This is a genomic window from Chitinophagales bacterium (assembly GCA_020636495.1).
In the GTDB taxonomy this organism is placed as follows: Bacteria; Bacteroidota; Bacteroidia; order Chitinophagales; family Chitinophagaceae; genus UBA5543.
In genome coordinates this window covers 147,617-173,121 of sequence record JACJXQ010000008.1, presented here as the reverse complement: position 1 = coordinate 173,121, position 25,505 = coordinate 147,617, and the positions used below count along the sequence as shown (strand labels likewise).

Annotated in this window: 16 protein-coding genes; 4 read left to right on the top strand and 12 right to left on the bottom strand. The window is 44.7% G+C overall.

All coding sequences use genetic code 11. The features are described 5' to 3' along the window. Nucleotides 1–37: 37 nt before the first annotated feature. A complete protein-coding gene (locus H6550_00815; protein ID MCB9044655.1) occupies nucleotides 38–1,000 on the top strand; it encodes a glycosyltransferase family 2 protein in 963 nt (320 codons plus the stop codon). Between the two features lie 11 nt (nucleotides 1,001–1,011). Here the strand turns inward: H6550_00815 and H6550_00810 are convergent, their stop codons facing one another. The 8 genes from H6550_00810 to H6550_00775 form a co-directional block, all read right to left on the bottom strand. Continuing rightward, the gene (locus tag H6550_00810) at nucleotides 1,012–2,862 is read right to left on the bottom strand and encodes a 2-oxoacid:acceptor oxidoreductase subunit alpha (GenBank protein MCB9044654.1); all 1,851 of its coding nucleotides are present in this window, start codon (nucleotides 2,860–2,862) and stop codon (nucleotides 1,012–1,014) included. A gap of 574 nt (nucleotides 2,863–3,436) precedes the next feature. After that, entirely contained in the window at nucleotides 3,437–3,889 is a 453-nt protein-coding gene (locus H6550_00805) for a hypothetical protein (GenBank protein ID MCB9044653.1), read from the bottom strand. Next, entirely contained in the window at nucleotides 3,834–4,976 is a 1,143-nt protein-coding gene (locus H6550_00800; GenBank protein MCB9044652.1) for a DUF4221 family protein, read from the bottom strand. The genes H6550_00805 and H6550_00800 overlap by 56 nt, the downstream gene beginning before the upstream one ends. Nucleotides 4,977–5,058: 82 nt before the next feature. Beyond that, nucleotides 5,059–5,475, bottom strand: a complete 417-nt coding sequence (locus tag H6550_00795; GenBank protein ID MCB9044651.1) for a hypothetical protein — start codon at nucleotides 5,473–5,475, stop codon at nucleotides 5,059–5,061. Nucleotides 5,476–5,739: 264 nt separating this feature from the next. Next, complete coding sequence (locus H6550_00790) at nucleotides 5,740–5,955, bottom strand: hypothetical protein (GenBank protein ID MCB9044650.1); 216 nt, start codon at nucleotides 5,953–5,955, stop codon at nucleotides 5,740–5,742. A gap of 1 nt (nucleotide 5,956) precedes the next feature. Continuing rightward, complete coding sequence (locus tag H6550_00785) at nucleotides 5,957–6,691, bottom strand: hypothetical protein (GenBank protein MCB9044649.1); 735 nt, start codon at nucleotides 6,689–6,691, stop codon at nucleotides 5,957–5,959. Then, nucleotides 6,675–7,592, bottom strand: coding sequence for a hypothetical protein (locus H6550_00780; protein MCB9044648.1), 918 nt, complete (start codon nucleotides 7,590–7,592; stop codon nucleotides 6,675–6,677). Before H6550_00780 ends, H6550_00785 begins: the two co-directional genes overlap by 17 nt. Before the next feature lie 843 nt (nucleotides 7,593–8,435). Then, on the bottom strand, nucleotides 8,436–11,585 hold the full coding sequence (locus H6550_00775) for an ATP-dependent helicase (GenBank protein MCB9044647.1): 3,150 nt from the start codon (nucleotides 11,583–11,585) through the stop codon (nucleotides 8,436–8,438). A 74-nt stretch (nucleotides 11,586–11,659) separates the two neighbouring features. Here H6550_00775 and H6550_00770 point away from each other — a divergent pair, with 74 nt between their 5' ends. Beyond that, nucleotides 11,660–12,172, top strand: a complete 513-nt coding sequence (locus H6550_00770) for a thioredoxin fold domain-containing protein (GenBank protein ID MCB9044646.1) — start codon at nucleotides 11,660–11,662, stop codon at nucleotides 12,170–12,172. Nucleotides 12,173–12,177: 5 nt separating this feature from the next. On the opposite strand, the gene H6550_00765 is transcribed toward H6550_00770, so the two are convergent. Next, nucleotides 12,178–12,939, bottom strand: coding sequence for a DUF3108 domain-containing protein (locus H6550_00765; protein ID MCB9044645.1), 762 nt, complete (start codon nucleotides 12,937–12,939; stop codon nucleotides 12,178–12,180). An 85-nt stretch (nucleotides 12,940–13,024) separates the two neighbouring features. Continuing rightward, entirely contained in the window at nucleotides 13,025–13,966 is a 942-nt protein-coding gene (locus H6550_00760; protein ID MCB9044644.1) for a flippase-like domain-containing protein, read from the bottom strand. Nucleotides 13,967–13,980: 14 nt separating this feature from the next. On the opposite strand from H6550_00760, the gene ruvC reads away from it, so the two are divergent. Further along, entirely contained in the window at nucleotides 13,981–14,577 is a 597-nt protein-coding gene (ruvC, locus tag H6550_00755; protein MCB9044643.1) for a crossover junction endodeoxyribonuclease RuvC, read from the top strand. 281 nt (nucleotides 14,578–14,858) lie between these two features. Beyond that, nucleotides 14,859–15,569 (top strand): response regulator transcription factor, encoded by a 711-nt coding sequence (locus tag H6550_00750; protein MCB9044642.1) that lies wholly within the window; start codon nucleotides 14,859–14,861, stop codon nucleotides 15,567–15,569. 74 nt (nucleotides 15,570–15,643) lie between these two features. Here the strand turns inward: H6550_00750 and H6550_00745 are convergent, their stop codons facing one another. Then, nucleotides 15,644–16,702 (bottom strand): PorP/SprF family type IX secretion system membrane protein, encoded by a 1,059-nt coding sequence (locus H6550_00745; GenBank protein MCB9044641.1) that lies wholly within the window; start codon nucleotides 16,700–16,702, stop codon nucleotides 15,644–15,646. 22 nt (nucleotides 16,703–16,724) lie between these two features. After that, a complete protein-coding gene (locus H6550_00740) occupies nucleotides 16,725–25,367 on the bottom strand; it encodes a PKD domain-containing protein (GenBank protein ID MCB9044640.1) in 8,643 nt (2,880 codons plus the stop codon). Nucleotides 25,368–25,505: the final 138 nt, after the last annotated feature.

The following is a 25,505-nucleotide window of genomic DNA, read 5'->3' as shown; positions in this document are numbered from 1 at the left end:
ACTATTATTACCTGTCTATCCGGGCACATAGTAATTCATGAACTTGTCGAAAAACATAGAACTATCAATAGTTGTTCCTATATACAATGAGGAACAGGTTATAGATGAGCTGGTAAAAAGGCTCACCAATACAGCTCGCCATATCACTCCTGATTATGAGATCATCCTCGTAAACGACTCCAGCAGGGATAATTCATTGCTGAAGATAAAAGAACATGCACAAGCAGACCCCCGGGTACAATATGTAAGTTTCTCCCGGAATTTTGGCCACCAGATAGCCATACTGGCAGGAATGGACCATTCTACAGGGGATGCTATTGTGACCATAGACGCTGACCTGCAAGACCCGCCTGAACTAATAGAAGACATGTATCGCGAGTATCAGAAGGGCTTTAAAGTAATATATGCCAAACGTAGTAAACGTAAGGGGGAAAGCCTGTTTAAACGAGCTACAGCCAAATGGTTCTATCGCCTGATGGCCAGCCTCGTGAGCTTTGACATACCCCTGGATGTAGGTGACTACAGGATGATCAGCCGCGATGTGCTGGTATACCTGCAACGGATGAAGGAGTACGACAAGTATATCCGCGGGCAAATAGCCTGGCTGGGTTTCAAAAGCAGCTTTGTGACCTTTGAACGCGATGAGCGTAAATATGGCACCACCAACTATCCGTTTAAGAAGATGTTACGCCTGGCATTTAACGGGATAACTGCTTTCTCTGATGCCCCGTTGAAACTGGCAACTAAGCTTGGTTTTGTAGTGTGCGCCATATCATTCCTCATGATATTATATGGTCTGTACGGCTACTTCTTTGATGCTCATACAGTTCCGGGTTGGGCCTCTACCATTATTACAATAACCTTCCTGGGGGGCGTTCAGTTGCTTTCGCTGGGGGTGATAGGAGAGTATATCAGCCGTATCATGAACAACGTACGCGACAGGCCGTTGTATGTTGTTAACCAGACATCTGTAGATAAGGACGATACCTCCCATGAATAGGAAGTGTGCCCTTAATCCAGCAGTTGCTCAATAGCGTCTACCAGCTCGGCGCGGGTGATAGGAACGCCTTTAATTTTATTATATCCTTTGGCATCTACCAGGTATTTATCGCGGATGATCTTTATTAACTGACCATTGTTTATTTCCGGTATCAATACCTTTTTGTAGTTGCCTATTATCTCGCCCAGGTTTTTGGGGAACGGGCGCATATGACGCAGGTGCGCATGTGCAACCGATACGCCCTTGTTCTGTAGTTCTTTTGTAGCACTTTTTATAGCACCGTATGTAGAACCCCAGCCCAGTACCAGTACATCTCCTTTTTCAGGGCCACTATCCAATGTTTGCAGCGGAATATAATCGGCAATGCGCTCTACCTTTTCTTCGCGCAGTTTTACCATATGCTGGTGGTTCTCGGTGTCGTACGACACATTACCCGTGATGTCTTCTTTCTCCAGTCCGCCTATGCGGTGTTCCAGGCCGGGAGTACCAGGTACAGCCCAGGCGCGTACCAGCTTCTCGTCCCTTTTGTAGGGCAAGAACTGGTCTTCGCCATCGTCCAGGCCTTTCTTAAAGCGCACTTCAATAGGCTTCAGGTCTGCACTTTGCGGGAATTTCCACGGCTCTGCGCCATTGGCAATGTAACCATCGCTCAGCAGCATGACAGGTGTCATGTGCTGTACGGATATCCTTACAGCTTCATACACGGCATCAAAACAATCTGCGGGCGTAGAAGCAGCCACTATCGGCATGGGGCATTCACCATTACGGCCGTAGTATGCCTGCAAGAGGTCGCTCTGCTCTGTTTTGGTGGGCAGGCCAGTTGAAGGGCCGCCACGTTGTATATTCACTATCAGCAGGGGTATCTCCAGCATTACCGCCAGTCCCATTGCTTCTGTTTTCAATGCTATACCGGGGCCTGATGAGGTGGTCACACCCAGGCTGCCGCCATAAGAGGCGCCTATGGCTGCCGATATGCCCGCTATCTCATCCTCGGCCTGGAAAGTACGTATGCCAAAAGTTTTATGCCTTGCCAGTTCATGCAGTATGTCAGAGGCAGGTGTGATGGGGTAGGTGCCCAGAAATATAGGTAAGCCTGACTTTTGTCCTGCGGCTATTATGCCGTAAGCAAGGGCAGTATTACCTGTGATGCCGCGGTAAGTACCTGCGGACATTTTAGCCTTCTCTACCTTATAGCGGGTAGTAAAAGCCTCAATTGTATCACCATAATTGTAACCGGCCTGTAGCGCCAGCAGGTTACTTTGCAGTATATCTTCTTTTTTGCCGAATTTCTCTTTCAGGAAGGTGATGGTGTTATCCATATTCCTGTTGTAGAGCCAGTACAGGAAGCCCAGCACGAACATATTCTTGGCACGGTCTTTTTCTTTTGTGCCCAGGGCTATATCTTTCAGTGCTTCGCGTGTCAGTTTGGCAATATCTATCTTATACAGGTGGTAGCCGTGCAGTGCATCCGGGTCTTCTATCGGGTTGGCGCCGTCGGGGTAGTTGGCCAGCCTCAGGTTCTTGGCATCAAAACCATCAGTATTAGCGATGATGATACCGCCTTTTTTCAGTTGGGGCAGGTTCACCTTCAGTGCGGCGGCATTCATCACTACCAGTACATCGCAGCTATCGCCGGGGGTGTACACCTCGTTGCTGGAGAAGCGCAGCTGGAAACCGCTGACACCGGGCAACGTGCCCTGCGGGGCGCGTATCTCGGCCGGGAAATCCGGGAAGGTAGACAGGTCGCTGCCTGCCAGCGCGGTATTATTGGTAAACTGTGTACCGGTCAACTGCATCCCGTCGCCGCTATCGCCGGCAAACTTGATCACTACTTCTTCTATAACCTGTGTAGATACTGACATAATATTAAATGGGTTGCAAAGTTAGGCATTTTGGGGTTCTGTGCTATGATATAGGTCATATATAAGTGAAAAGTAAAAAGTGAAAACCCTAAAATAAGTTATATGGTTTGATGTGCCATTTGCCAGGTGATGGGTGGTCGTTTTTTGAGTTAGCCAGCCCGCTGACACTAAAATGTTAAGTAGTGCAAAACGGGGTTTAACTAAAGGCAATATTGATATTTTGTAACTGATTGATAAATAATGTATTAGCCAAAAACTGTTAAGTAATGTTAAGTAAAATGGTAAACGTGTTGTACTTAACAACTCATAAAAAAGCCCCGCATGTGCGGGACTGACGCTTACTGAATGGCTTTGGTATGGTGGTGGGTACATGGTTTTGGTTTATTATTATACTATCCCGCATGGGCGGGATTTCCATAAAAGCATTCGAATTTACTACAACAAATATACGTAATTTTTGTCTGAATCAGGATTAAAGGATGATAAAATTTTCAGGATGTGCGAGTGTAGCGATACAATCGCTGTGTCGTTACATCCTAGTTGCAAGCGAGGACGAGTAGGGTATTGATTAGTATCATAAGAATTCCCAAAAGTAGATTGTGTTATTTACATATGCTATCTTAATATTTCTCATCAGGGAAAGCCCATACCTTGGAATTTTTTTCATGTCATCTGTAACTATAGTGCAATTTTCCTTACAAATATCTTGCTGAATATGAGCTTGTATAGAATTACTTGTGTCTGATAAAATAAACACTTTTTTGTTCAAATTTTTTTGTGCATCAGCTTTAATATTTGCAAAACTGGTTTCATTACATACGTTACATTTTTCAACCTGGATAATGTATATAGTCGCACTATCAGCATTTAAAGCAATATGATAATCTTGCAGTAATCTATTTGTGTTAACTATTCTCTGTTCATAATTATCCTCTAATGGAGAGGTTGTCTCTTCAACTCGTTCATTACAACTACTTAGTAGATACAGGCTTAAAAATATTGAAGGTAAAAGACGATCTATTTTCATTTTTTGATTTTGTATGTTTATTGGTCATGATATATAGTCCATCCGGCATAATAAAAGAATAATACGTCAGATAACTCTTTCCGAGAAATACTTCGTCCTGAAGGTTAAAATCTTTGTCAAACAGCATTAAAACATAATCTTTATCAAAATATCCATTATAGGTGCCATCTTCATTCTTTAACTTAACACCGGTGACAAAAAAGCGGTAGAATCCATCATTGTATGGGTCGTAAACTATGTTTGTATACAAAGGGCTTATTGTTAAATGTTCAAATATTTTATCCATTTGCCCTTTATAGTTCTGGTTCAGCGAACTGATAGCCAGAGTATCATATCTACTTTTTTGATGGGTAATATGAGCTGTTTTTTGAGTTTTGATATTATATATTTCTAAATCAGTAGACCCTAAAAAACCTGTTATAATATCATCGTTTGCTTGCTCATTAAAACAATATGATGCATCTCCATAGTAATCCTTTAGATACATGTCCGGGTAATATACCGGTATTTCATCCAACCTATTGTTCTGAATATCCCATGTAGCAATTACAGGTATCTTATAATAATCAGGGTTGTCATTGCTTATTGTATAAGGATATTGACCAACAAATAATTTTCGTAAATACTCTGACCAATTAATTTTGCCTACCCCTCCTATGTTTCCAATTACAATCGTATCATCTGGTGTATTAAGTTGATTAATTGAGAACGCATACTTCAGGTTACCGCTGCTGTCTATTATTGCTATCTGATCATTGAATTGCAAAAAAATACTATCATAATTTACCAAGTCAAAACAGCGCAAATATGACTCAGATAACCCCTTTATGTTTGCATAACTGATTGTTACAAGATTTGCGCCTGTATTGTTGAATAATACAATACTCTTGTTTTTTGAGTTGTTAATCGCGATCGACCGTTCTCCATTCAAAACAGGATTATCGTAGCAAGACAACGTGTTATATGGTACATCATCAAATGTAACAGAGTCTATTTTTAAAATTTTTGATCTGATACTTGTTACATCATTCTTGCAACTACTTAGTATTAATGCTAAAATACACAGGCCGTAAAGACATTCTTTCATATAGCAGTATTGACGATAATATAAATGGATATTGATAGTAAAAGGCAGCTATCTCAACATAGCTGCCTTTTTATTTATATTACTATTCACCTAAAGATGCCGCTCTTTCCATTAAAATTGTGTGTGCCAAATTATAAGATAAATCCCAACAATCCTGATCGTCCTCAATGTAATCTCCTGCAACCATATTATTTGCATGTTGGGCAGACCATACATCTACATTATCTAATATTTCCTGTACAAGATCAACACATCCACCTGGTATAGCCTCGCAATCACGGGCTTTTTTACATGAGCCTTGTGCTAACTCACATTTTGTACCTGCACAAGTACCGGTAATACATGCCCGTTCTGTGTAATTTTTATTGTTAACGTTTGCAAGGCTTGATAAATTGGGAGCAACTTTTTCATTTGTAGTCGTGTTGGTAGTTTTTGTACAGGATGATAGTAACAGTACAGACGTTACGAAAGTCAATGCTAGGAATTTCATGTTTTTCATAATATAAATGTTTAAAGTGAATTGTAAACGTAGTTCTATTACATTAATATAAAAAGGGTGTTTTTCACGTTGATATTTAAGAAAAAAATACAGGTAAGAGTTGTTTATACAATACAACGTTTTTTTTCGATATGCTTTGCAGAAAATATCGAACAATGAGTTGATGCATGCCGCATGTTATGTGCCAGTGTCTGGGTGAGATCACCACGTCAGTATTTATATTCATAAATACTTCCTCGTGATGACGTGAGTTGGGTACCATTACTATGCTTTACATTCTGCGCCTGTAGCGGTGGCACATTCGGGGCAGGATGGGTAGCCGGGTTCTTCGCGAATGAGCGTACCACCCGGGCCTTTGGTGTATTTGTACCATTGCCCGTTGTATTTCAGGCATCTGCCGATGGCGGGTATGTCAGACGATGTGTTGGACTTGTTGCCCCAGCTGAAGAGCCTGCCCAGGAATGATCGGTTCTTGCTCATGTTATTGACGGTTTAAGCTTTTCAGATACCTGAACTTAATAGTACTGATATCAGGAAATAATTTTTCCATAGGGAAAATAATGGGTTTAGACCCACCTACTTTATTTTTTTCGTCCAGGATAATTTCTGCCAGTGCAATAGAGTCGCGCTTGTGTGTATACAGGCTGTTGGCCGTTTTGAATACCAGGCTGCGTTTGCCATTCAATTCCAGGTGGCAGTCGCCGCTACGGCAGTCTTTCATTTTCAGCGACCGGTAGAAACGGATGTGGTTGTCGCCTGCATACTCGCCCAGGTAGATGGCCGGGAATGAGAGGTATTTGTTGACCGTTTCAGAATCATTGGCTACAGTGCCGTACTTAACGGCCATGTATATGAACACATCGCCACGGGCGGGCGTGTCTTCCTGCATGATCCTGAACATATACAGGTCCTGGTCGTAGCCCTGCAGCGTTTTGTATTCCACAGGTTTGATATCAGAGTCCTCATTGAGCAAGGCTATATCTACCACGTTGCCATTTTCTACCAGCGATTGTTTAAATACAGACCTATAGCAAACGATCTCCTTCATATCTGCCTCTTCCTGTGTTTTGCCGGTCTTTACCAGTATGGACGGTATCTCCCTGAACATTCCGGGGTTGATATCTTCCTCGCTGAAGTTGACCGCATGCTTCAGCGCATTGCAACTGCACAACGCCAGCAATGATATGATGCATAATATGTTACCTGAACGATACATGGTTCGTGTTGTTGTAAGTGCCGCCAAAATAATATCTCGTATGGTCAGTATTAGGGTGCAGGGCAAACCTGCCCAGTGTATGTATGATCTCCTGCAGGCCGAAGTAAGTACCGTTCTTCGACATGAGTCCGCCCATAGCACCCACATCGATACCAAAGCCCTGCGTGGGGCATACTTTCAGGTTGTAGGCCGATGTGTTGAATGGTTTCGGCACCTGGTTGCTTTTGCCTACCGTATCCAGGTTGTAATTGGGCACGTCGATACCCAGCATGGTAGACACCTCGTATAATAATGGTTGATAACCTGTAAACTGGTCGAATGTCAATTCTACTGTATTATATCCTCTTTTGTCATGAATGAACAAGCCGATACCGCCTGTCCAGTAACGGTCGAAATTGTCGGATATGGGCAGTATGCTTATGGGTGGCGCGCCATCGTTGTAATACATGATGGTCACATTGCCCTGTGTGACACTCAGTGCCCCGTTCACCTGGTTGTGCCCGCTGGTGTTGAGTATGAAGTTGCTGGTGAGTAGTGCCGAGCCCTGCTGGTTGCTGACCACGTTGTAATAACAACCGTTGCCCATGGTACGGTAATATTTATCGTAAGTAAGTGTTTTGCCCCACCAGCCGCCGAAGCTTACAGAGTTGATGAGGTCTACCTCAAGATTATTGAACAGGGGATTGATATTGGCACCCAACGTTTTGGTGTAGACTGATAAGGAAGGCCCGTAGTTGAGCAGTATATGATCTTTGTGTTTGGCCATAGCACTGAAACCCGCATAGAGGCGCAGGCCGGGAAATTTCTGCCCTTTGCCGAACACGTATATGATATTCATTCCGCAATTGAAATTGCCGCTATAGGACCAGGGCTTTTGCGCCTGTGCGGCGATGCCACTCATTAAAAAGGCAGCTAAAAAAAGGTATATGTATAAGGCTGTTTTCATGAGATGTAAACATATGATTATTTTATGTAAAAAGCTATAGGGCTATGGATGCGTGTTGCTTTGTTCCTCGTAAGCACCCGTAGTTCGGTACGGTGACAACACCGACCAAAAAACGGGGAAAAGGGAAATACTTATTATGGTCGAGAATATTGTGGAATTGTCAAGACTAATGTATCTACACGGTCGGATTTAAGTCTTTCTTGTATAGTTTGATAAGCGATATATTTATCGTCAACTTTTTTATAGTAACTGTTAGTTTAATTGGCCTCCAGTTGCCAGTATTCCAAAGTCCCAGTCGGCAAATACAAGAATCACCATCGTATATAAGGAATTCATTTGGTCCATATTTCATATTGATTTTTAGTCTTCCACTATTCAATTCCAGTCTGGTCGTGTCATATGGTGGCTTAGAGTGGAGGCCCAACTCTCTCATTTTTCTATACGTAAGTTGATTTTCAGTCTTATATTTTATATGCAGGTTTTTGAATTTAAGGTCAGACTGGTTATTGAAAACAAAAACTGTTTCCGCCTTTAAAATGTATTGGTCTATCCTCAATATATATACAATCACAAGAAATGCGGAGAATGTCAGTATCAGTATATAAAGCAGAAATTTCTTTATCATCCTATATAAAGGTAATTCAAAAAGCAAATTACTTTTTCTTATTAGGAGGAGATTGACTCGCTATGTAGCCAATATTATATGCTCAGGAGATTATCACGTCGTTCGTTCCTCTCTCCTCATAATGACGGTTCTATTTAACTTTTGGGTTTTGAGCTTTTACTTTTTTGATCTGACTATATATCATCAATCTCCACTCCTTCTGCAGGGCGTACCAGTTCATATTTGCGGGCGAAGTTGCACCAGTGACAATCTTCTTTTCCGCAGCCTTTGCTGAAGTCGTGGTTGATGATATGCGCATAGGTTTTGCGTAGCTGCTCCAGTACTTTTTGTTCGTCCTGTGGAAAGAAAGGTATCTGTATGCGTTTGAACTGATTACTTGTACCACCGCGTTGTATATAGTCGAACATACCTTTGCCTACGGTCCAGTTACGCTCTTTGAAGTTCTCTATCAGCAGTTTGTAAAATACCATCTGCCTCCAGTAGTCACCGCCATCGGGATTGTCGTCATTAGGCGGACTGGTGTACTTTTTCGCACTCTTATCCGGGTCGCCTGTTTTGTAGTCTACCACGGTGAGTGAATCTCCATTGAATTCAATCAGGTCTATCTTACCTGTTACGGGTACCCCATCCAGTATATAGCGTGGTATCTTGAATTCCACTTCCACCTCTTTTACAAATGTGTCGATATATTCATCGTAGTATTCGGTAAGCGCAGTATGTCCCTGCTCTGTGCGGCGTTTGTACTGGTCGGGTGTAAGTGCCGATGCTTCCATGCGCATACCGTAGTCGAAATAATTAAGTAGTTCTTCTTTGGTGGGGAATACTTTGCCCTGGTCTTTCATCACGCGGTAGAAACGTTCCAACGCATAGTGCACGGCGCTACCAAAAGCCAGCGCATCGTTCTTCTGGAAAGGTACGCGGAGTATATTCTCGTAATAATAAGTAACCGGGCAGTTGATGTATTTGGACAGGGTGGTGTAACTCATAATAACCTGCTGCACCATCCGCTCTATGAATTGCGCGTTGGCCAGTTTGATACGTACTTCCGGCTCGGGTTGCAAGGCCCATGCTATGTGGCTCACCAGTTCCTGCTCGCTCAGGTTCACTTTTATTCTTTCTTCTTCGCTGCTTATCTCGTCAACAAATGCAGAATGTTCCAGTGGTTTGCCTTTAGCATCCTGCGAGGCATAGGATACGTGCAGGTGTTTTTTTGCACGGGTAAGCGCTACGTAGAACAGGCGTCGTGCCACCTCTGTTTTGTAGATCTTGTCTTTGTCGTCGTTGGTGCCGGTGAGGGTGTCGGGTAGCTTGTATTGGTTGCTGCCCCCGGCTTTGGCCTCCCAATAGTTTTTGGTACAGCCGATGAGGAATACATGTTCGAACTCGTTGCCCTTGGCGCCGTGTGCCGTGTACAGGTGTACGCCGTTATCGGCCTGTATGGTCTTTTGCAGTGGTATGGCGATGTTCTCGTCCTTCATCTGCTCAGTCATCTGCAACAGGTCGGCAGCTTTTATCCTGACATTGCGGCCATACACTTCTTTCACATGATCGAAGAAGGTATTGAGCACCTGTATATTCCATGTATAGTTTTTAGTACCGGCGAGGTACAGCACGATACCGCTTTCGTACACCAGTTTTTCTACTAGCAATGGTAACGGCAGTTCGCTTAGTTGCGTGAGCCAGTTGTTGATGTTGTTGCCCATACGCTGTATGGCCTCTGTACTTTTCAGCCCCAGCGTTTCCAGCATCAGCCCGTTGGATATGACCATGCGCCAGTAGCCCATGCTTTTGTCCTTGCTTTTGTTCTGCTGCATGTACAGCGACAGCGTGGCGATGTCTACGGAGTCGATGCCGTAACAGGGCATGTGTAACAGCTCGAACAACAGGTGTTCGCCACTGAAAGCCTCTTTCTGCTCCAGTACCAGGTACTCCAGCAGTTTCAGTATCTGTTCCGTTACGGGCAGGTCAAGAATATTTACCGGGCGCTTAACGGAGAAAGGTATGTTCTTTCTTTCCAGCAGGGCGATGATATTGTCTGCCTGTTTGTGCTGGGCGTACAGTATGGCAATATGGTTGAGCGGTACATTGTTTTTCTTCAGTGCTTCTATCTGCAAAATAATGTCGGCCTCTTCGTGCAGGATGTTGGTGTATTGTTTTACTACAGGCGCTATGGTTTCGTTCCCGTCTTTAAAACGCTCGGCGGCCGCAACGATGTTCTTGTTCAGCTCTATATCCGTTACCTGTTTTACCAGGCGCTGTTCGTTGTTGTCGATCGTAGCCATGGCCTTATCCAATATGGCCTGCGATGAGCGGTAGTTTTGCGGCAGCACAACTATGTTGATGGTCTCTTTGTACCGCTCGCGAAACTCGATGATGTTACGGATACGTGCGCCCTGGAACTCGTAAATGGATTGGTCGTCATCGCCCACCACGAATATGTTGGGATCTTCCCAGAATTCGGTGAGCAGTTTCAGCAGTTCGTTCTGCGCGCCGTTTGTATCCTGGAATTCGTCTACCAGTATGAACTGGTTGCGCTCCTGGTAGCTGAGTAATAAAGCATCATTCTTTTTGAATGCTTCCAGCACCCAGAGTATCATATCGTTGAAATCGTACCAGCCATGTTGCCTCATTTTGGCCACATATGTATCAAAGAGTTCCGCCGCTGCTTTGGTGCTGGTCATACGGCGGGTCTCCTCGTCTATCGATGCCTGTTTCAGGTCGCCTTTTTCGTAGCCCTTGCCTTTGCGTTTGTAAATGTATTCGTCACGTTCAGGGAGACTGCTTATATATTCATCAGCCGCATGGATGATGTCCTGCGAGGATATGTTCTCGCGTTTCATCATGTCGAACAGGCTGTTGAGTTTGAAAGTATCGTAGTAGACATTACCACTCAGGCGGCGCAGCTCGTGACCTTTAGGCAGTTCGTCCAGTATCTCGCGTAACAGAGTGGTGCGCTCCAGGTCGGTAATGGGTTGCAGTGGCCTTTCGCTGAAGCTTTCACTGTTGTTTTGTATCACGTTGTTACAAAAAGCGTGGAACGTGCCGATGTTCACCCTGTGTGCATCAGGGCCGATGATCTGCAACAGCCTGCGGCGCATAGAGTTGGTAGCCTCATCGGTATAGGTGAGGCAGAGTATCTCATTGGGTTGTACCTGTGCCTCACTGCGCAGCAGGTTGGCTATGCGCATAGACAGTACTTCGGTTTTGCCGGTGCCGGGCCCGGCTATGACCATTACAGGCCCGTATATGGTGTTGACAGCTTCCTGCTGTTCTTTGTTGAGCTTGTTGTACCGCTCCAGGAAAGCCGCTTCATTAATAGACATATTGTAAAACTATCTTGGGGTATGAAGTTAGGAAAGGTATCGTGAAAACCACAGTATATATTACTTTTGCAGTGATGAAAAAGATAGTATTACTGGTAGTATTGATCAGCAGCCTGGGTATAAAAGGCTTGGCACAGGAACAAAAGGCAGATACCCTTCCTTACCTTAAGTATCCTGTATTACCGTCGTTCGAGATATTGCTGCCGGACAGCACGGAGAAATTCAGCACCTATTACATTCCGGAAGGACGTCCTATCGTAATGATGTTTTTCAGCCCGGATTGTGACCACTGCGTACGTTTTACCGAGCAGCTGCTCGAGCACAAGGATGACTTTAAGAAAACCCGTATTTATATGATCACCCCGATGACACTGGCGGCTACCAAAGTGTTTGCCGACAAGATGGGGCTGGATAAGCATAAGAATATCAAATGGGGCAAGGACTACCAATACTTCTTCATCAGCTTTTACGGGGTGAAGTCATTCCCGTTTGTAGCTGTGTATGATGGCAAAAAGAAACTGATAGAAGGTTTCCCCGGCCACTTAACCATAGAAGACGTGATAAAAGCTGTGGAACGAGCTAAGTAATCCTGCTATTTCTTTTTGATCAGTGCCGTCATCGGGTGGCGCAGGTTCTCATATTCCATCATATCTACCTTTACACTGCCAATAAGTATAGGACTGTCTACACGCACAGGAATATGGTTCTCATCATCCGTCACCCAAACAGACATTTTTTCACCACCTTTGAACATGGTACCCTCTACTAATAGAGGCGCTATTTTTATGGTCCGGAACGTTCCGTATTTGGTCTTGATGATCTCCTTGCCTACGTAACGGATGTACAGGCTGAAGACCTCATCATCGAGGAACATATTGAAATGTATCTTGTCGCCGGGTTTGTATTTGTTATAATCTATGTTGCGCGCATAGTATATAGTAGATAATACGTCCTGTACACATTCCGGTACGTCGAATACTCCATTTGTAGAAATGGCCTGGTTACGTTCGTGATTGAAGCTGACATTGTTCTTGAACTTGAAGCCGCCTTCATTCACATCGCGCAAAAATTTTATAGGCATCAGGTTGGTCGTGTCAATATATGAATCATACACGTCGTACACCTTGTAGAACCATTCATATGAAGAATAGGTTTTTCCTACGCCCTGCACATGGTAAACTGTTTTGTTATTATAGTTTTCCAGTTTGGTGGTAAAAGTAGCTGTACCTGCACCTGCCCAGATGAAGCCTGCATTGTAGTATACTTTATATTCTACTTTTTCTCCGTTCTTGAAGCTACGGTTCTTTATGCCGCAAAACTCATTTTGCGCCTGCATCTGTCCACCCAGCAGCATGCATACTAATATCCACCCTGTTTTATATAACCTGTTCATGATCTCAAATTTCATTGTTTTACTGAAATGTTAAAACAAATAATTGTTAACGTAAAAAGCGCATTCTGAGTAATAATATGCTGCCAAGTATGGCAGGTATTATCAGGTTGATGCACCAAATTCCTACCGTTGCTGCGAGTATGCCCACAGTGTTTTCTGAGAAGTGATGGAAGAGGTACAAACCTACCTGTCCTCGCTCTCCCAGCTCTACCAGCGTGATGGACGGAATGATTGTGATGACCCAGAAGAACAGGGCCGACATCCAATAACCGTCAAAAAATGGCATACTTACATTCATCCAATAAAGTAAAAACAAATACTGTGCCGTATAGATACTATACCTTAACAACGAAATGCCTAAAATGGTTAATTGTTCCCTTTGGGAGAACTTCTTTAACAGTTTTTTATATACCCTGAACCTGCGCAGCCATTTTATTTTTTCGATCACGGGTAGCCAGGTCTCAAACCGCCAAAAGGCAATACCCAGAATAATAGTGATAAAAGCGCTGGCTATCATTACCGCAAAGGCGAATGGATAGTAAAAGTTCATGTTGAAATATACCAGGCCAATAGTACCAAAGATGAACAGCGTGAGCATCTGCGTGAGTGCACCCAAAACTGAGACACTTACCAGGCGGACTGTATTTTTACGTTTCAGGTACAGCATACGTCCCGGGTATTCACCCAGCCTGTTGGGCGTGACCATTGAAAAAGCAATACCACCCAGGTAGCTGGCCATAGCCCCCCTGTATGACAGCGGTTGCGCAGAACCCGCCAGTATCTGCCATTTTTTTGCTTCCAGCAGCAGGTTGACCGGCATAAGGATTATGCATATCCATAAGTAATAATCGGGCCCTGTTTGCCAGATCGTGTCGAGGTCAACCTTTTTGAGTTGTTTGAGTACCTGTAGGTATATGCCCCATAGCAGCAGCAGCGAAATCGTTCCGCCGAGCAGGTAATTGAGCCATATTTTGGTACTTTTGTTCAAATCAAGAGGAAGTATTGAGATCAGACCCCCAAATTATTTTAGGTATAGACCCCGGCACACTTGTGATGGGGTACGGACTGATCTCCGTGAGCAAAAATAGTATTTCGCTGGTGGAAATGGGGGTATTGCAGCTGGCAAAAAATAAAGACCATTCCGAAAGGCTGAAACTCATCTTCCAGAAGATGGAAAGCCTGATAAAGATACACAAACCCCAATCGGTAGCTATTGAAGCCCCCTTTTACGGGAAGAACGTGCAAAGTATGCTGAAACTGGGCCGTGCACAGGGGGTAGCCATTGCAGCGTCGATGATGCACGGACTGTCCGCAGTGGAGTATGCCCCAAGGAAGATCAAACAATCCATCACCGGAAGAGGTAATGCCACTAAAGAACAGGTGTATGAAATGCTGCAGCGTATGCTGAAATTTGAAGAGGATGTACGTTTTATGGATGCTACGGATGCACTGGCAGTAGCAGTATGTCATCATTACCAGGGAAAATATGATGAGCTGACAGGTACGGCTGATATACCGAAAGTAAAAGCTAAAAAGAAAAAGGTCGGTTGGGAGACTTTTTTATCAGCTAACCCCGACAGGGTGAGAAAAGGTAGCTAGTTTGCCATAATAGCAAACATTGAAACATTATTACATTTCACAATATTTACTTTACTTATTTAAAAAAGTAAATTATCTTGTAACTGTTTCCGGGCATGTATATACCATAGGGTATGAGCAATCTTGTCACGCATTCATACCGCGCAGTGTACATACCAATACAAAACGTAATTTTTAAAAATATACATGCATACACGGGGCGGATTATGTATCTTGCAAAGTGAAAGGGAGAAATGTGTAGTTTGCAGGAGTAACACTTACCTGAAAAACAATGTTTATATATGGCGGTTAAAGCGAAAATACTGTTAGTTGAAGACGACGCAACGCTGAGCTATGTGGTAAAAGACAGCCTGAGTAAAAATGGCTACGAAGTAGTGCATTGCCCGGATGCAGAAGCAGCCTGGCAACAATTTATGAAGCACAATTTTGACATCTGCTTGCTGGATGTCATGTTACCTAAAAAAGATGGTATGTCTCTTGCCAACCAGATCAGGCAAAAGAATGCTAATATTCCTATACTGCTATTGACCTCAAAATCAATGGATGATGATAAAATAGCGGGTTTCAGGAGTGGTGCTGATGATTATATCACTAAGCCATTCAATATGCAGGAGCTGCTGCTGCGCCTTGAGGTATTCCTGAAGCGTACTATGAAACAGGAAGAGGAAATAACTGAATCTATCAAACTGGGCAACCTGGAGTTTGACTATAATAATCTGACACTTAAAGGCGGTGCCAAGGACAAACAGCTTACCCAGCGCGAAGCTGACCTCATAAAGTACCTTTGCCAGAATGCTAATAAGGTATTGAAAAGGGACGAGATACTGCTGAATGTATGGGGAAAAGAAGATTACTTCCTGGGCAGGAGCATGGACGTATTTATTACCAAAGTAAGAAAGTACCTGAAAGACCAGCCGGGCGTGGAGTTGCAGACCATACACGGTATAGGTTTCAAATTTGTTTTTGACGGGGCTGCAGAAGCGGCAGAATAGACCCTGATATACATAAAAAAATTAAGCGGCATGTCTACAAGACATGCCGCTTTTATATAGTGCCATAACAAGAGTTAGTTATATAATCCCGGATCACCTTGAAGCATATGATCGAAGCGGGGACAGTTCACATTAGGCCCGTACTGATCAGCCTTTTTATAACGTCCGCGCAGGAACAGCGATAACTCGTATCCGCCTGCGCCTGATGTAGCAGTTTTCAGTCCTGAGTTGTTTACATCGTAAGTAAATGTAAGCGAGTAGATACTGTAATCGAGTTTGAAAGTGGGTATAATTGCATCTTTACGGCGAATGAACAGGCCTGCATACAGTTTTATGTTATTACTGTTCTCATTGGTTGTTTGCCAGCTTAACATGCCGCCGCCTATCATTTCGGTGTAGGTTGCCTGCTTGCTGTAGTCCATATGTGCCGTGAGGCCGAACTGGTTGGTGATACGCCAGCTGAAGCCGATATTGCCGGTATATTTGGGAGCCAGTACTATCAGGATATTATCATCGTCAAAGGTTTGTTTGGGTTTGTTCAGGTGAAAGGCGGAAAAGCCAACATAGTAGTTGACTATATTGCCCGGCCCGGCAGAGCTATTAAGGCTGACACCAGCTGCTACATCATAATTTTCTAATGTAGTGTTGTTAAAATTCTCCCCTGAAGGGTTGTTGGACGAGTAGCTGCCATTTACATACTGAGAGCTGAACGTAGCCTTCGAAAAATCAATAGAGCGTTGAATGTATCCACCAGCAAAGCCTACTGATAAGTAGGAATTTCGTTTATCTTCTAACGACTTGTTGTAGTTGAGTGCGGGATATACCTGCATACTATTGAAGCTGATAGAGCCCGCCTTATCGTACGTTGCTGCAACGCCGAAACTCAGGTAGTCGCCGATAGCTCTGTTGGTAGCCACCCTTGTTTCTGCTGATACAAGAAAAGTTTGAAAGGGGACAGAGATATTACTCCATTGTGTACGGTAGTTGGCACCTACTTTATAGTCTCCGCTGAAGATACCGGTAAGTGCCGGGTTGCGCATAATAGCATTTTCGTAGAACTGCGAAAAATGTATGTCCTGAGCAACAGAGTTGACGGCAGGCAACAGCAACAATAACGCTAAATATTTTTTCATACAAATGTTTTAAATGTTGTTATTAACGTACCAATGAAATATCTCCTTTTATTTCAATCGGCTCACCGTTCTCACATATAGCACGGATGATATAGACAAATACATCCGGTTTCAGAGGTTCGCTTTTGAAGGTGCCATTCCATCCAGCTGCCGGGTCATTCACCGGCATATTCTTCCTGTCAAATATCAACTCACCCCAACGGCTGTAAATGCTGAAACGCTCTACCTGTGCCAGTCCCCTGCCTTGTGGGAAGAACATGTCATTTACCCCGTCGTTATTCGGCGTGAAGGTATTGGCAACGAATATCTGTTCTCCACCGCATGTGACATGTATCGTGATGTCATCCGTTGCTTCACAGCCATATTCTGATATCGCTTTTACTGTGTAGGTAGTAGTACGTTTCGGCCTGATGATAGCATTGGCACAAGTATAACAGTCAATATCATCTGCCGGTGACCATTCGTACGCGGCAATGCCTTTGCCCAGTGCAGATACATGCACTTCCGTTCCGCCGGAAACGGTCTGATCCGGTCCGGCATTGACGGTAGGAGGATTGAATACACCGATAGTGATGAACCCCGTATCTGTAAAGCAATCGCCTTGTTTGATAATAACGCGGTATACAGTACTGGCAGAAGGAGAAGCTGTAACGCTCGCACCTTTAGAATTACTTAAATCATCTGCCGGTGCCCATGTATAATCAGTACCACCGGAAGCTGTAAGTTCAACCTGCTGCCCGATACAGATGGAATCATTATCTCCGTATGTAACGTCCTGCCTGAGTATGGCTGAAACAATTACATCATCGGTGTTGCTACACCCGTTACCATCTTTACCTGAAACGGTGTAAGTGGTTGTATTGTCAACCGTTGCGAGAGGATCAGGACAATTAGTACAGCTAAGACCCTGGGCAGGTGACCAGGTATATGATGTAGCACCTTTTGCCAATAGTTTTGTTGAAGCACCTGCGCATATAGTTACATCAGGGCCTGCATTTACAGGTGGCAGTGAATATACAGTTACAAGCGTTGTATCTGTATTAGAACATCCATTGGTGTCAGTACCTGTTACAACATAGCTTGTTGTAACCTGCGGACTTGCCAACGGGTATTGGCAGTTGGTACAGCTTAATCCCGCGGACGGTGACCATACATAGGTAAGTGTGCCATTAACCTTCAGCGTATCCGATCTCCCCTGACAGAAAGCGATATCCGGCCCTGCTTTTACATATGGCCTTGGGCGTACATTGATGAATACGGAAGCTGTGTCGCTGCAACCATTTACAAAACCTCTGACCACAAAAGTAGTGTTGATCTTAGGACTGGCAACAGGATTCGGGCAGTTGTTGCAAGACAAAGCATTTGTAGCTACCCAGGCATATGTGTTACCACCTGTAGCCTGTAGTTGTGTAGTATCTCCATCGCAGACAAAGCTCCTGGCCGAGGTGACTTTTATGACCGGTACCGGTTTAACGGTAATATTTATATCGGCAGTGTCGATACAGCCATTCACGTCTGTACCCGTTACCAGGTAAGTAACTGTACTGTCAGGCATAGCCAGCGGATTGGCACAAGTGCTGCACGACAGCCATTTTACAGGTGTCCACACGTATGTAGCTGCACCTGTTGCCACTATTCTTAAAGTGTCGCCACGACAGATAGCGGTGTCATTGCCCGTAGATACAACAGGTAACGTATTTACATTTACAAAAACAGTATCGTTGGCTACGCAGGAGTTAGCCCCGGTACCCGTTACCACGTATCTTGTAGTAATGGCCGGGGAAGCTTTAGGGTTGGCACAGTTGGTACACGACAGTCCGGCCAGTGGTGTCCACGTATATGAAACAGCACCTGTAACCTGTAGTTGTACAGAGTCGCCAATACATATTGTTTTATCTGAGCCTGCATTTACAGGTGGCAATGGCAGTATAGTTACTGTGATCGTTGACATATTGATACAACCGTTTGCATCGGTACCGGTGACCGTATATACCGTTGTTGATGGCGGACTCGCTTTAGGGTTGGCACAATTAGTACAACTCAACCCCGTTGTTGGCGACCATGTATATGAAACAGCGCCTGTAGCTGCCAGTTGTGCAGAGTCTTTCAGACATATGCTCTGGTTACTTCCTGCACTCACATTAGGCAGTGGGTTAACCGTTACAGTAACCGAGTCTGTGTTTTTACAACCATTGGCATCTGTTCCTGTTACTTTATACAAAGTAGTTGCAGTTGGACTGGCGAAGGGTGCCGCACAATTGGTACATGACAAGCCTGTAGATGGTGTCCATACATATGACACACCGCCGGTAGCCGTTAACTGAACATTGCTGCCGAAGCATATTACCTGATTGCTTCCAGCGTCAATGTTGGGTAACGCGTTTACGTTCACAGTAGCTGTTGCAGTGTCTTTACAACCGTTGGCGTCAGTACCCACAACCGTGTAAGTAGTAGTAGTTGCTGGTGATGCCTTTGGATTGGCACAGCTTGTGCACGACAGGCCCGTAACCGGAGACCACAGGTAAGACGTAGCACCGCTACCCTGCAATTGTACTGAGTCAGCAAAACAAATGGTTTTATTTCCACCGCCGCTAACAGTTGGTTGCGGGTTAACGTTCACAATTACAGTATCCTTATTAACACATCCGTTACCATCTGTTCCGGTAACAATGTAAGTAGTAGTTACTGTAGGCGAAGCTGTCGGACCGGCACAATTCACGCAACTTAACCCTGTGGTAGGTGTCCATGTGTAGGAGGTTGCGCCGGTTGCTGTGAGTGTAACACCAAATCCAACACAAATTGTCTGATCGTTACCTGCACTTACATTCGGCAGCGGGTTGACCGTTACCGTAACTGTTGCAGTGTCTTTACAGCCATTGGCATCTGTGCCTATGACAGTATAAGTCGTAGTTGTGGTGGGGTTGGCGCTAGGATTAGCACAGTTAGTACATGACAGCCCTGTAGCCGGAGACCATACATACGAGGTAGCGCCTGTTGCCTGCAGTGTTGTACTGTTGCCGATACAAATTGATACATTGTTGCCTGCACTTACCGTAGGTGGTGTATTAACTGTTATGGTAACCGTTGCGGTATCCTTGCAGCCATTAGTGTCTGTGCCAATTACAGTATATGTTGTAGTACTGTTAGGTGACGCTTTGGGGTTGGCACAACTTGTACAAGACAACCCTGTTGCCGGCGACCACAAGTATGTTACAGCACCTGTCGCCTGCAATTGTGTAGAATCTGCCGGGCAAATGTTAGTATTACTGCCGGCACTCACAGTTGGTTGCGGGTTGACATTCACTACGACCGTGTCCTTATTCTTACAGGTATTGGCATCGGTACCCGTAACGATATAAGTTGTTGTAACGGTTGGTGTTGCTATCGGGCCGGGGCAATTGATACAAGACAACCCGCCGGTTGGTGTCCAAGTATAGGAAACAGCTCCGGTTGCCTGAAGCGTAGCTCCAAAACCTATGCAAATGGTCTGGTCATTTCCGGCACTTACATTGGGTAACGGGTTTACCGTTACCGTAACTGTTGCAGTGTCTTTGCAACTATTTCCGTTGGCACCTATTGCGGTGTAAGTAGTTGTAGTAGCTGGAGAAGCCTTAGGAGTAGCACAACCTGTACATGACAAACCGGTATTTGGCGACCATGTGTATACTGCTGCTCCACCAGCCTGCAGGCTTGCACTGTCGCCGATACATATAGCAGTATCGGTGCTGACAGTGACAACCGGTGGTGCATTTACGATCACATCTACGGTAGCGGTGTCTTTACATCCGTTAGCATCTGTCCCTATTACGGTATATGTTGTGGTACTTACAGGCGATGCCTTGGGATTGCTGCATATAGTGCATGACAGACCTGTTGCCGGTGACCATGCGTAAGTAGTAGCACCGGATGCTTGTAGCTGGGCAGAGTCAGCAGGACATATGTTACCATTACTACCGCCATTAACAGCCGGTTGCGGATTTACATTCACTACAACGGTATCTGTGTTCACACAGGTATTTGCATCCGTACCTGTCACAACATAAGAAGTTGTGGTAGCAGGGCTGGCTGTTGGTGCAGCACAAACAGAACAACTCAATCCAGTGGTAGGCGACCATGTATATGTTGTGGCACCCGTAGCGGTAAGTGTCACACCAAATCCGATACAAATGGTGTCATCATTGCCTGCGTTGACATTCGGCAAGGGGTTAACTGTAACAACTACGGTATCTGATGCTTCGCAGCTGTTTCCGTCTGTACCTGTAACAATGTAAGTTGTTGTAGCGGTTGGCGTAGCTGTAGGGCTCGCACAGCCTGTGCAAGATAATCCTGTTGATGGAGTCCACGTGTATGAGGTAGCGCCGGTAGCATGTAGTATGGCACTCGCGCCAATACATATTGCAGTATCAGCCCCTGCACTCACATTCGGCAGCGGGTTTACATTGACGGTAACTGTAGCAGTATCTTTACAACCATTTGCCGCAGTACCTATTGCAGCGTAAACAGTAGTTACAGCCGGTGCCGCTCTAGTTGTATCACATGACGCACAGGACAGTGCAGTAGTGGGTGTCCAGGTATATGAAACAGCACCTGTAGCTACCAGCAAAGCAGTATCGCCCATACATACAGTCTTATCAGAGCCTGCATCAACGGTAGGTTTAGGAATGATGGTAACTGTGACACCTGCCGTATCGGCGCAGCCATATGTGTTTGTGCCGATGACAGTATATCCGGTAGTAACAGTCGGCGATGCAGCCGGCGTCGCACAAATGGTACATGACAAACCGGTGCCGGGTGACCAGGAATAATTATCAGCACCACTTACTGAAAGCGGGGCATAAGCACCTTCACATATGGTAGTGTCGTTGCTGATACTGATCACAGGTTTAGGATTCACAACTATGGTAAGGGTGTCATTGTTCATACACCCGTTAGTGTCTGTACCTGTTACTATATATTGGGTTGTTGCCTGAGGATTGGCCATCGGGTTAGGACAGGTAGTACAGGATAATCCGGTAGCAGGTGTCCATAAGTAAGTAGATGCACCTGATGCTGTAAGTTGAGAGCCTGTTGGTTGTCCGGGACAAATAGAGTCGCCCGATGATACAATAGCTACTGCCGGCAGGCCATGTACGGTTACTGTTTTTGTCACGGTGTCAGAACACCCGTTGCTATTAGATATGATCAGTCTCACCTGGTAGGTGCCCGGAGTGCTGTAATAGTGACTTGGATCTTCGGCCGTACTGGTACCTCCATCACCGAAATTCCATGACCGCGATGAAATGGCCGATAGAGTGTAGCTGACTGTGTCGTCAAAGAACACGGTGTCGGCATTACATAAGGTTCCCGCAGAAGTGAAACTGAAGTCGGCTTCCATTTCATCTACCCTTATGGTATCGGTATTTTGCAAAGGTACCTGGCAGGATGCACCATCACTTAATATAAGCTTCGGCACATATTTACCTCGCTGCGTAAATGTGTATGAAAAATTACCTGTACCTGTGGTTTGGGTAAAGCCATTGTTCATATCCCATATATATGAGGTGGTGTTGCTGGACGTAGCAGTAAACGTAACCTGGAGTGGATTACAGCCAGTTGTCGGCGTGTAGTTATATGAACCGGTCGGGCCATTCACCGTTACTGACTTACTGGTAGAGTCTTTACACCCCGCACTGTTTGTTGCAATGAGTTTAATAGGGTATACACCCGGGTAGGTATATGTTGTTGATGCATTGGTATTGGTAGATTGATTATTGTTACCAAATGTCCATTGATAGGTAGAACCTCCGGAGGTAGTATTGGTCAGATAAACGGTAAGGGGAGGACACGCACTTATACTATCACTCATTGTAAAGGCTGCTGTAGGCTTCTGCACCTTGATATATGCAACTTTTGTTGCAGAGTCTTTACACCCGAAAGTATCGGTGAGTATCAACTGGACGGTATAATTGCCTAAAGCAGAGTATACGTGAGCAGGTGTAATATTAGTACTCGTACCACCATCGCCAAATTTCCAGAAAGAGGTAAAGCTATTACCACCTGAATTATTCTGAAACTGTACGGTGTCACCGGCACAGATATTTGTATCGGCACTGTAGAACTGCGCAATAGGCTTGTTTACGTATACGTAGCTGGTTTTGGTCAGGGAATCTTTACAGCCCAACGAATCGGTTATCACGAGTTTAATATCATATGGCCCTGTATTATTGAAGCTATGTGTAATAGTGGTAGCTGTAGTATCAAGGTCTAACCCATCATCAAAGTCCCAGTGCCTGTTGGTAATAGGGAATGCCCCGGTAATACTCAGGTCATTAAATGTCAGGGGTGTTTCTTTACACGGGTTTAGCGTACTTGCAGTGAAATTGACACTTGCTCCCCCTACCTTAATGAGATTTGACTTAACCAGGCTATCTACGCACCCCAGGCTATCGGTAACTACCATCTTTACATCGAACACGCCGGGAGTACTGCCCTCGAATTGTGGCTGAAGGTTCTGCGCGTGTTTATGTTGTGTGCCGAAATACCAGTCATAAGTCAGTCCTGTAGTTGCGGTGCGAGTGATCCTAAATACTTCATAACGGCACAGAATACTGTCGGAAACAACGAATGTAGGTAGTGTCAATGTATCAGCAACTATAATCAGAGCCATCGTGTCGACACATCCGCTGGATGTATTGGTTACTCTTAATACAGCATTGTACGTACCGGGTGTAGCGTATGTATGCGATACGTTGCCTGACGTTGTAGAGGTGTTGCCGTCTCCAAATTCCCAGACATACGAATTTGCCCCAATTGAACTATCATAAAAGTTATAGGTAAGTCGGGCATTACAAGTATTGCTGGCAGAGAAATTGGCAAGCGGTAAATTAACGGTTACATAATTACTTCTTAACAGGGTGTCTTTGCATCCGCTGTTATTGGCTATGAGGCGAATATTATATATGCCATGTGAGTTGAACGTATGGCCTGGGCTTGTTGTAGTATCCGTAAATCCGTCTCCGTAGTTCCAATTATATGACGTAGCTCCGGAGGAGCTGTTGGTGAAACTTACTGTAGCATCAGGACAAATTACAAGGGGAGTACCTGTGAAGTTGGCAGTTGGTTTTGTACGGATATTAATAGTGCGCGTTAATGTATCATTACAACCAGAGGCAGTTGATACAACCAACTGCACATTATAAGTACCTGTTCCGGTATATGAGTGCGATTGTATATTACATGATGAGCAGCTGACAATACCACTACCATCTCCAAAATCCCAACGATAGTTTGAAGCGTAGAGAGGAGAAGCAACAGATCCCGTAAACTGTATGGGTTGGTTGGCGCATGCGCCTGTGTCTGATACCGTTAATGAGCCTACAGGAGCCTGTAGTTTTATATAGTTGGTCTTTGTCAATGTGTCACCGCAGCCCGCAGTGTTACCGGTTATTAGTGTGACCGTGTAGATACCTAATGCATTATACTGGAAATTAGGATTGGTAGCGCCGGAGGTACCTGCACCAAATTGCCATGTATAACTTGTGGCTCCGCTAGAATTATTTGTAAAGTGCGCAATGAAAGGTACAGAACAGCCTACGGTATCCGGTGTAACAAAAGCAGCCGTTGGCTTGGAGGATACGGTAACTGTTTTAGAAATGGTATCATTACAACTATTGGCATACATCTCTATCAGCGTTACGGTATATGTGCCTGCTGTATTATAAGTATATGTAGGATTGGCTGATGTACTGGTTGCACCATTACCAAAGGCCCACTGCCTGCTGGTGCCAAGTCCCGGTGTTGTAGTGTTGGTAAAGGATATGGGTCTTCCTATACAGTTGGGTGTGCCTATTGTAAAGTTCGCTGAAACCTGGCCGATAACAATATATGAGCTCCTCGTAAGCGTATCCTTACACCCGTTAGGGCCGGTTGATATCAAGCGTACACTATAGGTGCCTGAACTGGTATAGGTATGACTTGGATTTGATGATGTAGATGTATTACCGTCTCCGAAATCCCACTCGTAGGTGCTTCCGTTTGTAGTGGTGTTGGTAAATGTCACTGGGAACGGAGCGTTACAACTTGAAGTATTATTTGCACTGAATGCTGTTGCAGGTTTGGACAGGATATTTATATATGAGTTCTTTGTGAGACTGTTTGTACAGCCACTGCTGTTCACCACCACCAGTGATACCGTAAAGTTACCAGAGTAGGAGTAGGTGTGCGTTGGACTAGCCACAGTTGAAGAGTCACCATCACCAAAATCCCACAAGTAAGAGACGGCACCACCTGCACCGGGAATAGTTGAGTTAGTAAAGGTTACTGTTTTTGTTCCGCAGGTTGTAGTTGTGTCGGCACTAAAAGCAACTGTTGGTGAGGTATACACCGTAATATAATCTGTATCGCTGCTGCTTCCGCTACTGTTGGTAGCCGTAAGGATCACCCTGTAAGTGCCGGGTGTAATATAAGAAGCTGCCGGGTTCTGGATTGTAGATGTACCTCCATTGCCCAGGTCCCAATACCAGCTGGTAGGAGTGTTCGTGCTCAGGTCGGTAAATTGAACCACTACCGGCGAGCAACCGGATGTGTTGTTGGCTGAAAAATTGGCTGCCGGTGCCTGCGCGCTAGTAATAAATGGCATAGCAACAATAGTGCATAGTATTGCTAATGCATATAATCCTTTGGTCATAAATCAGGTACGTTAAACTTCTCTATATGTGTCAGGTGTATAGCGGGTACGGTTACTTCTTCCTCAAACTGTTAATAAAGTTATAAAATGTTGATTTAGTGTGAGTAATTAAAAAGCGAATGTGAATAATTATATTTC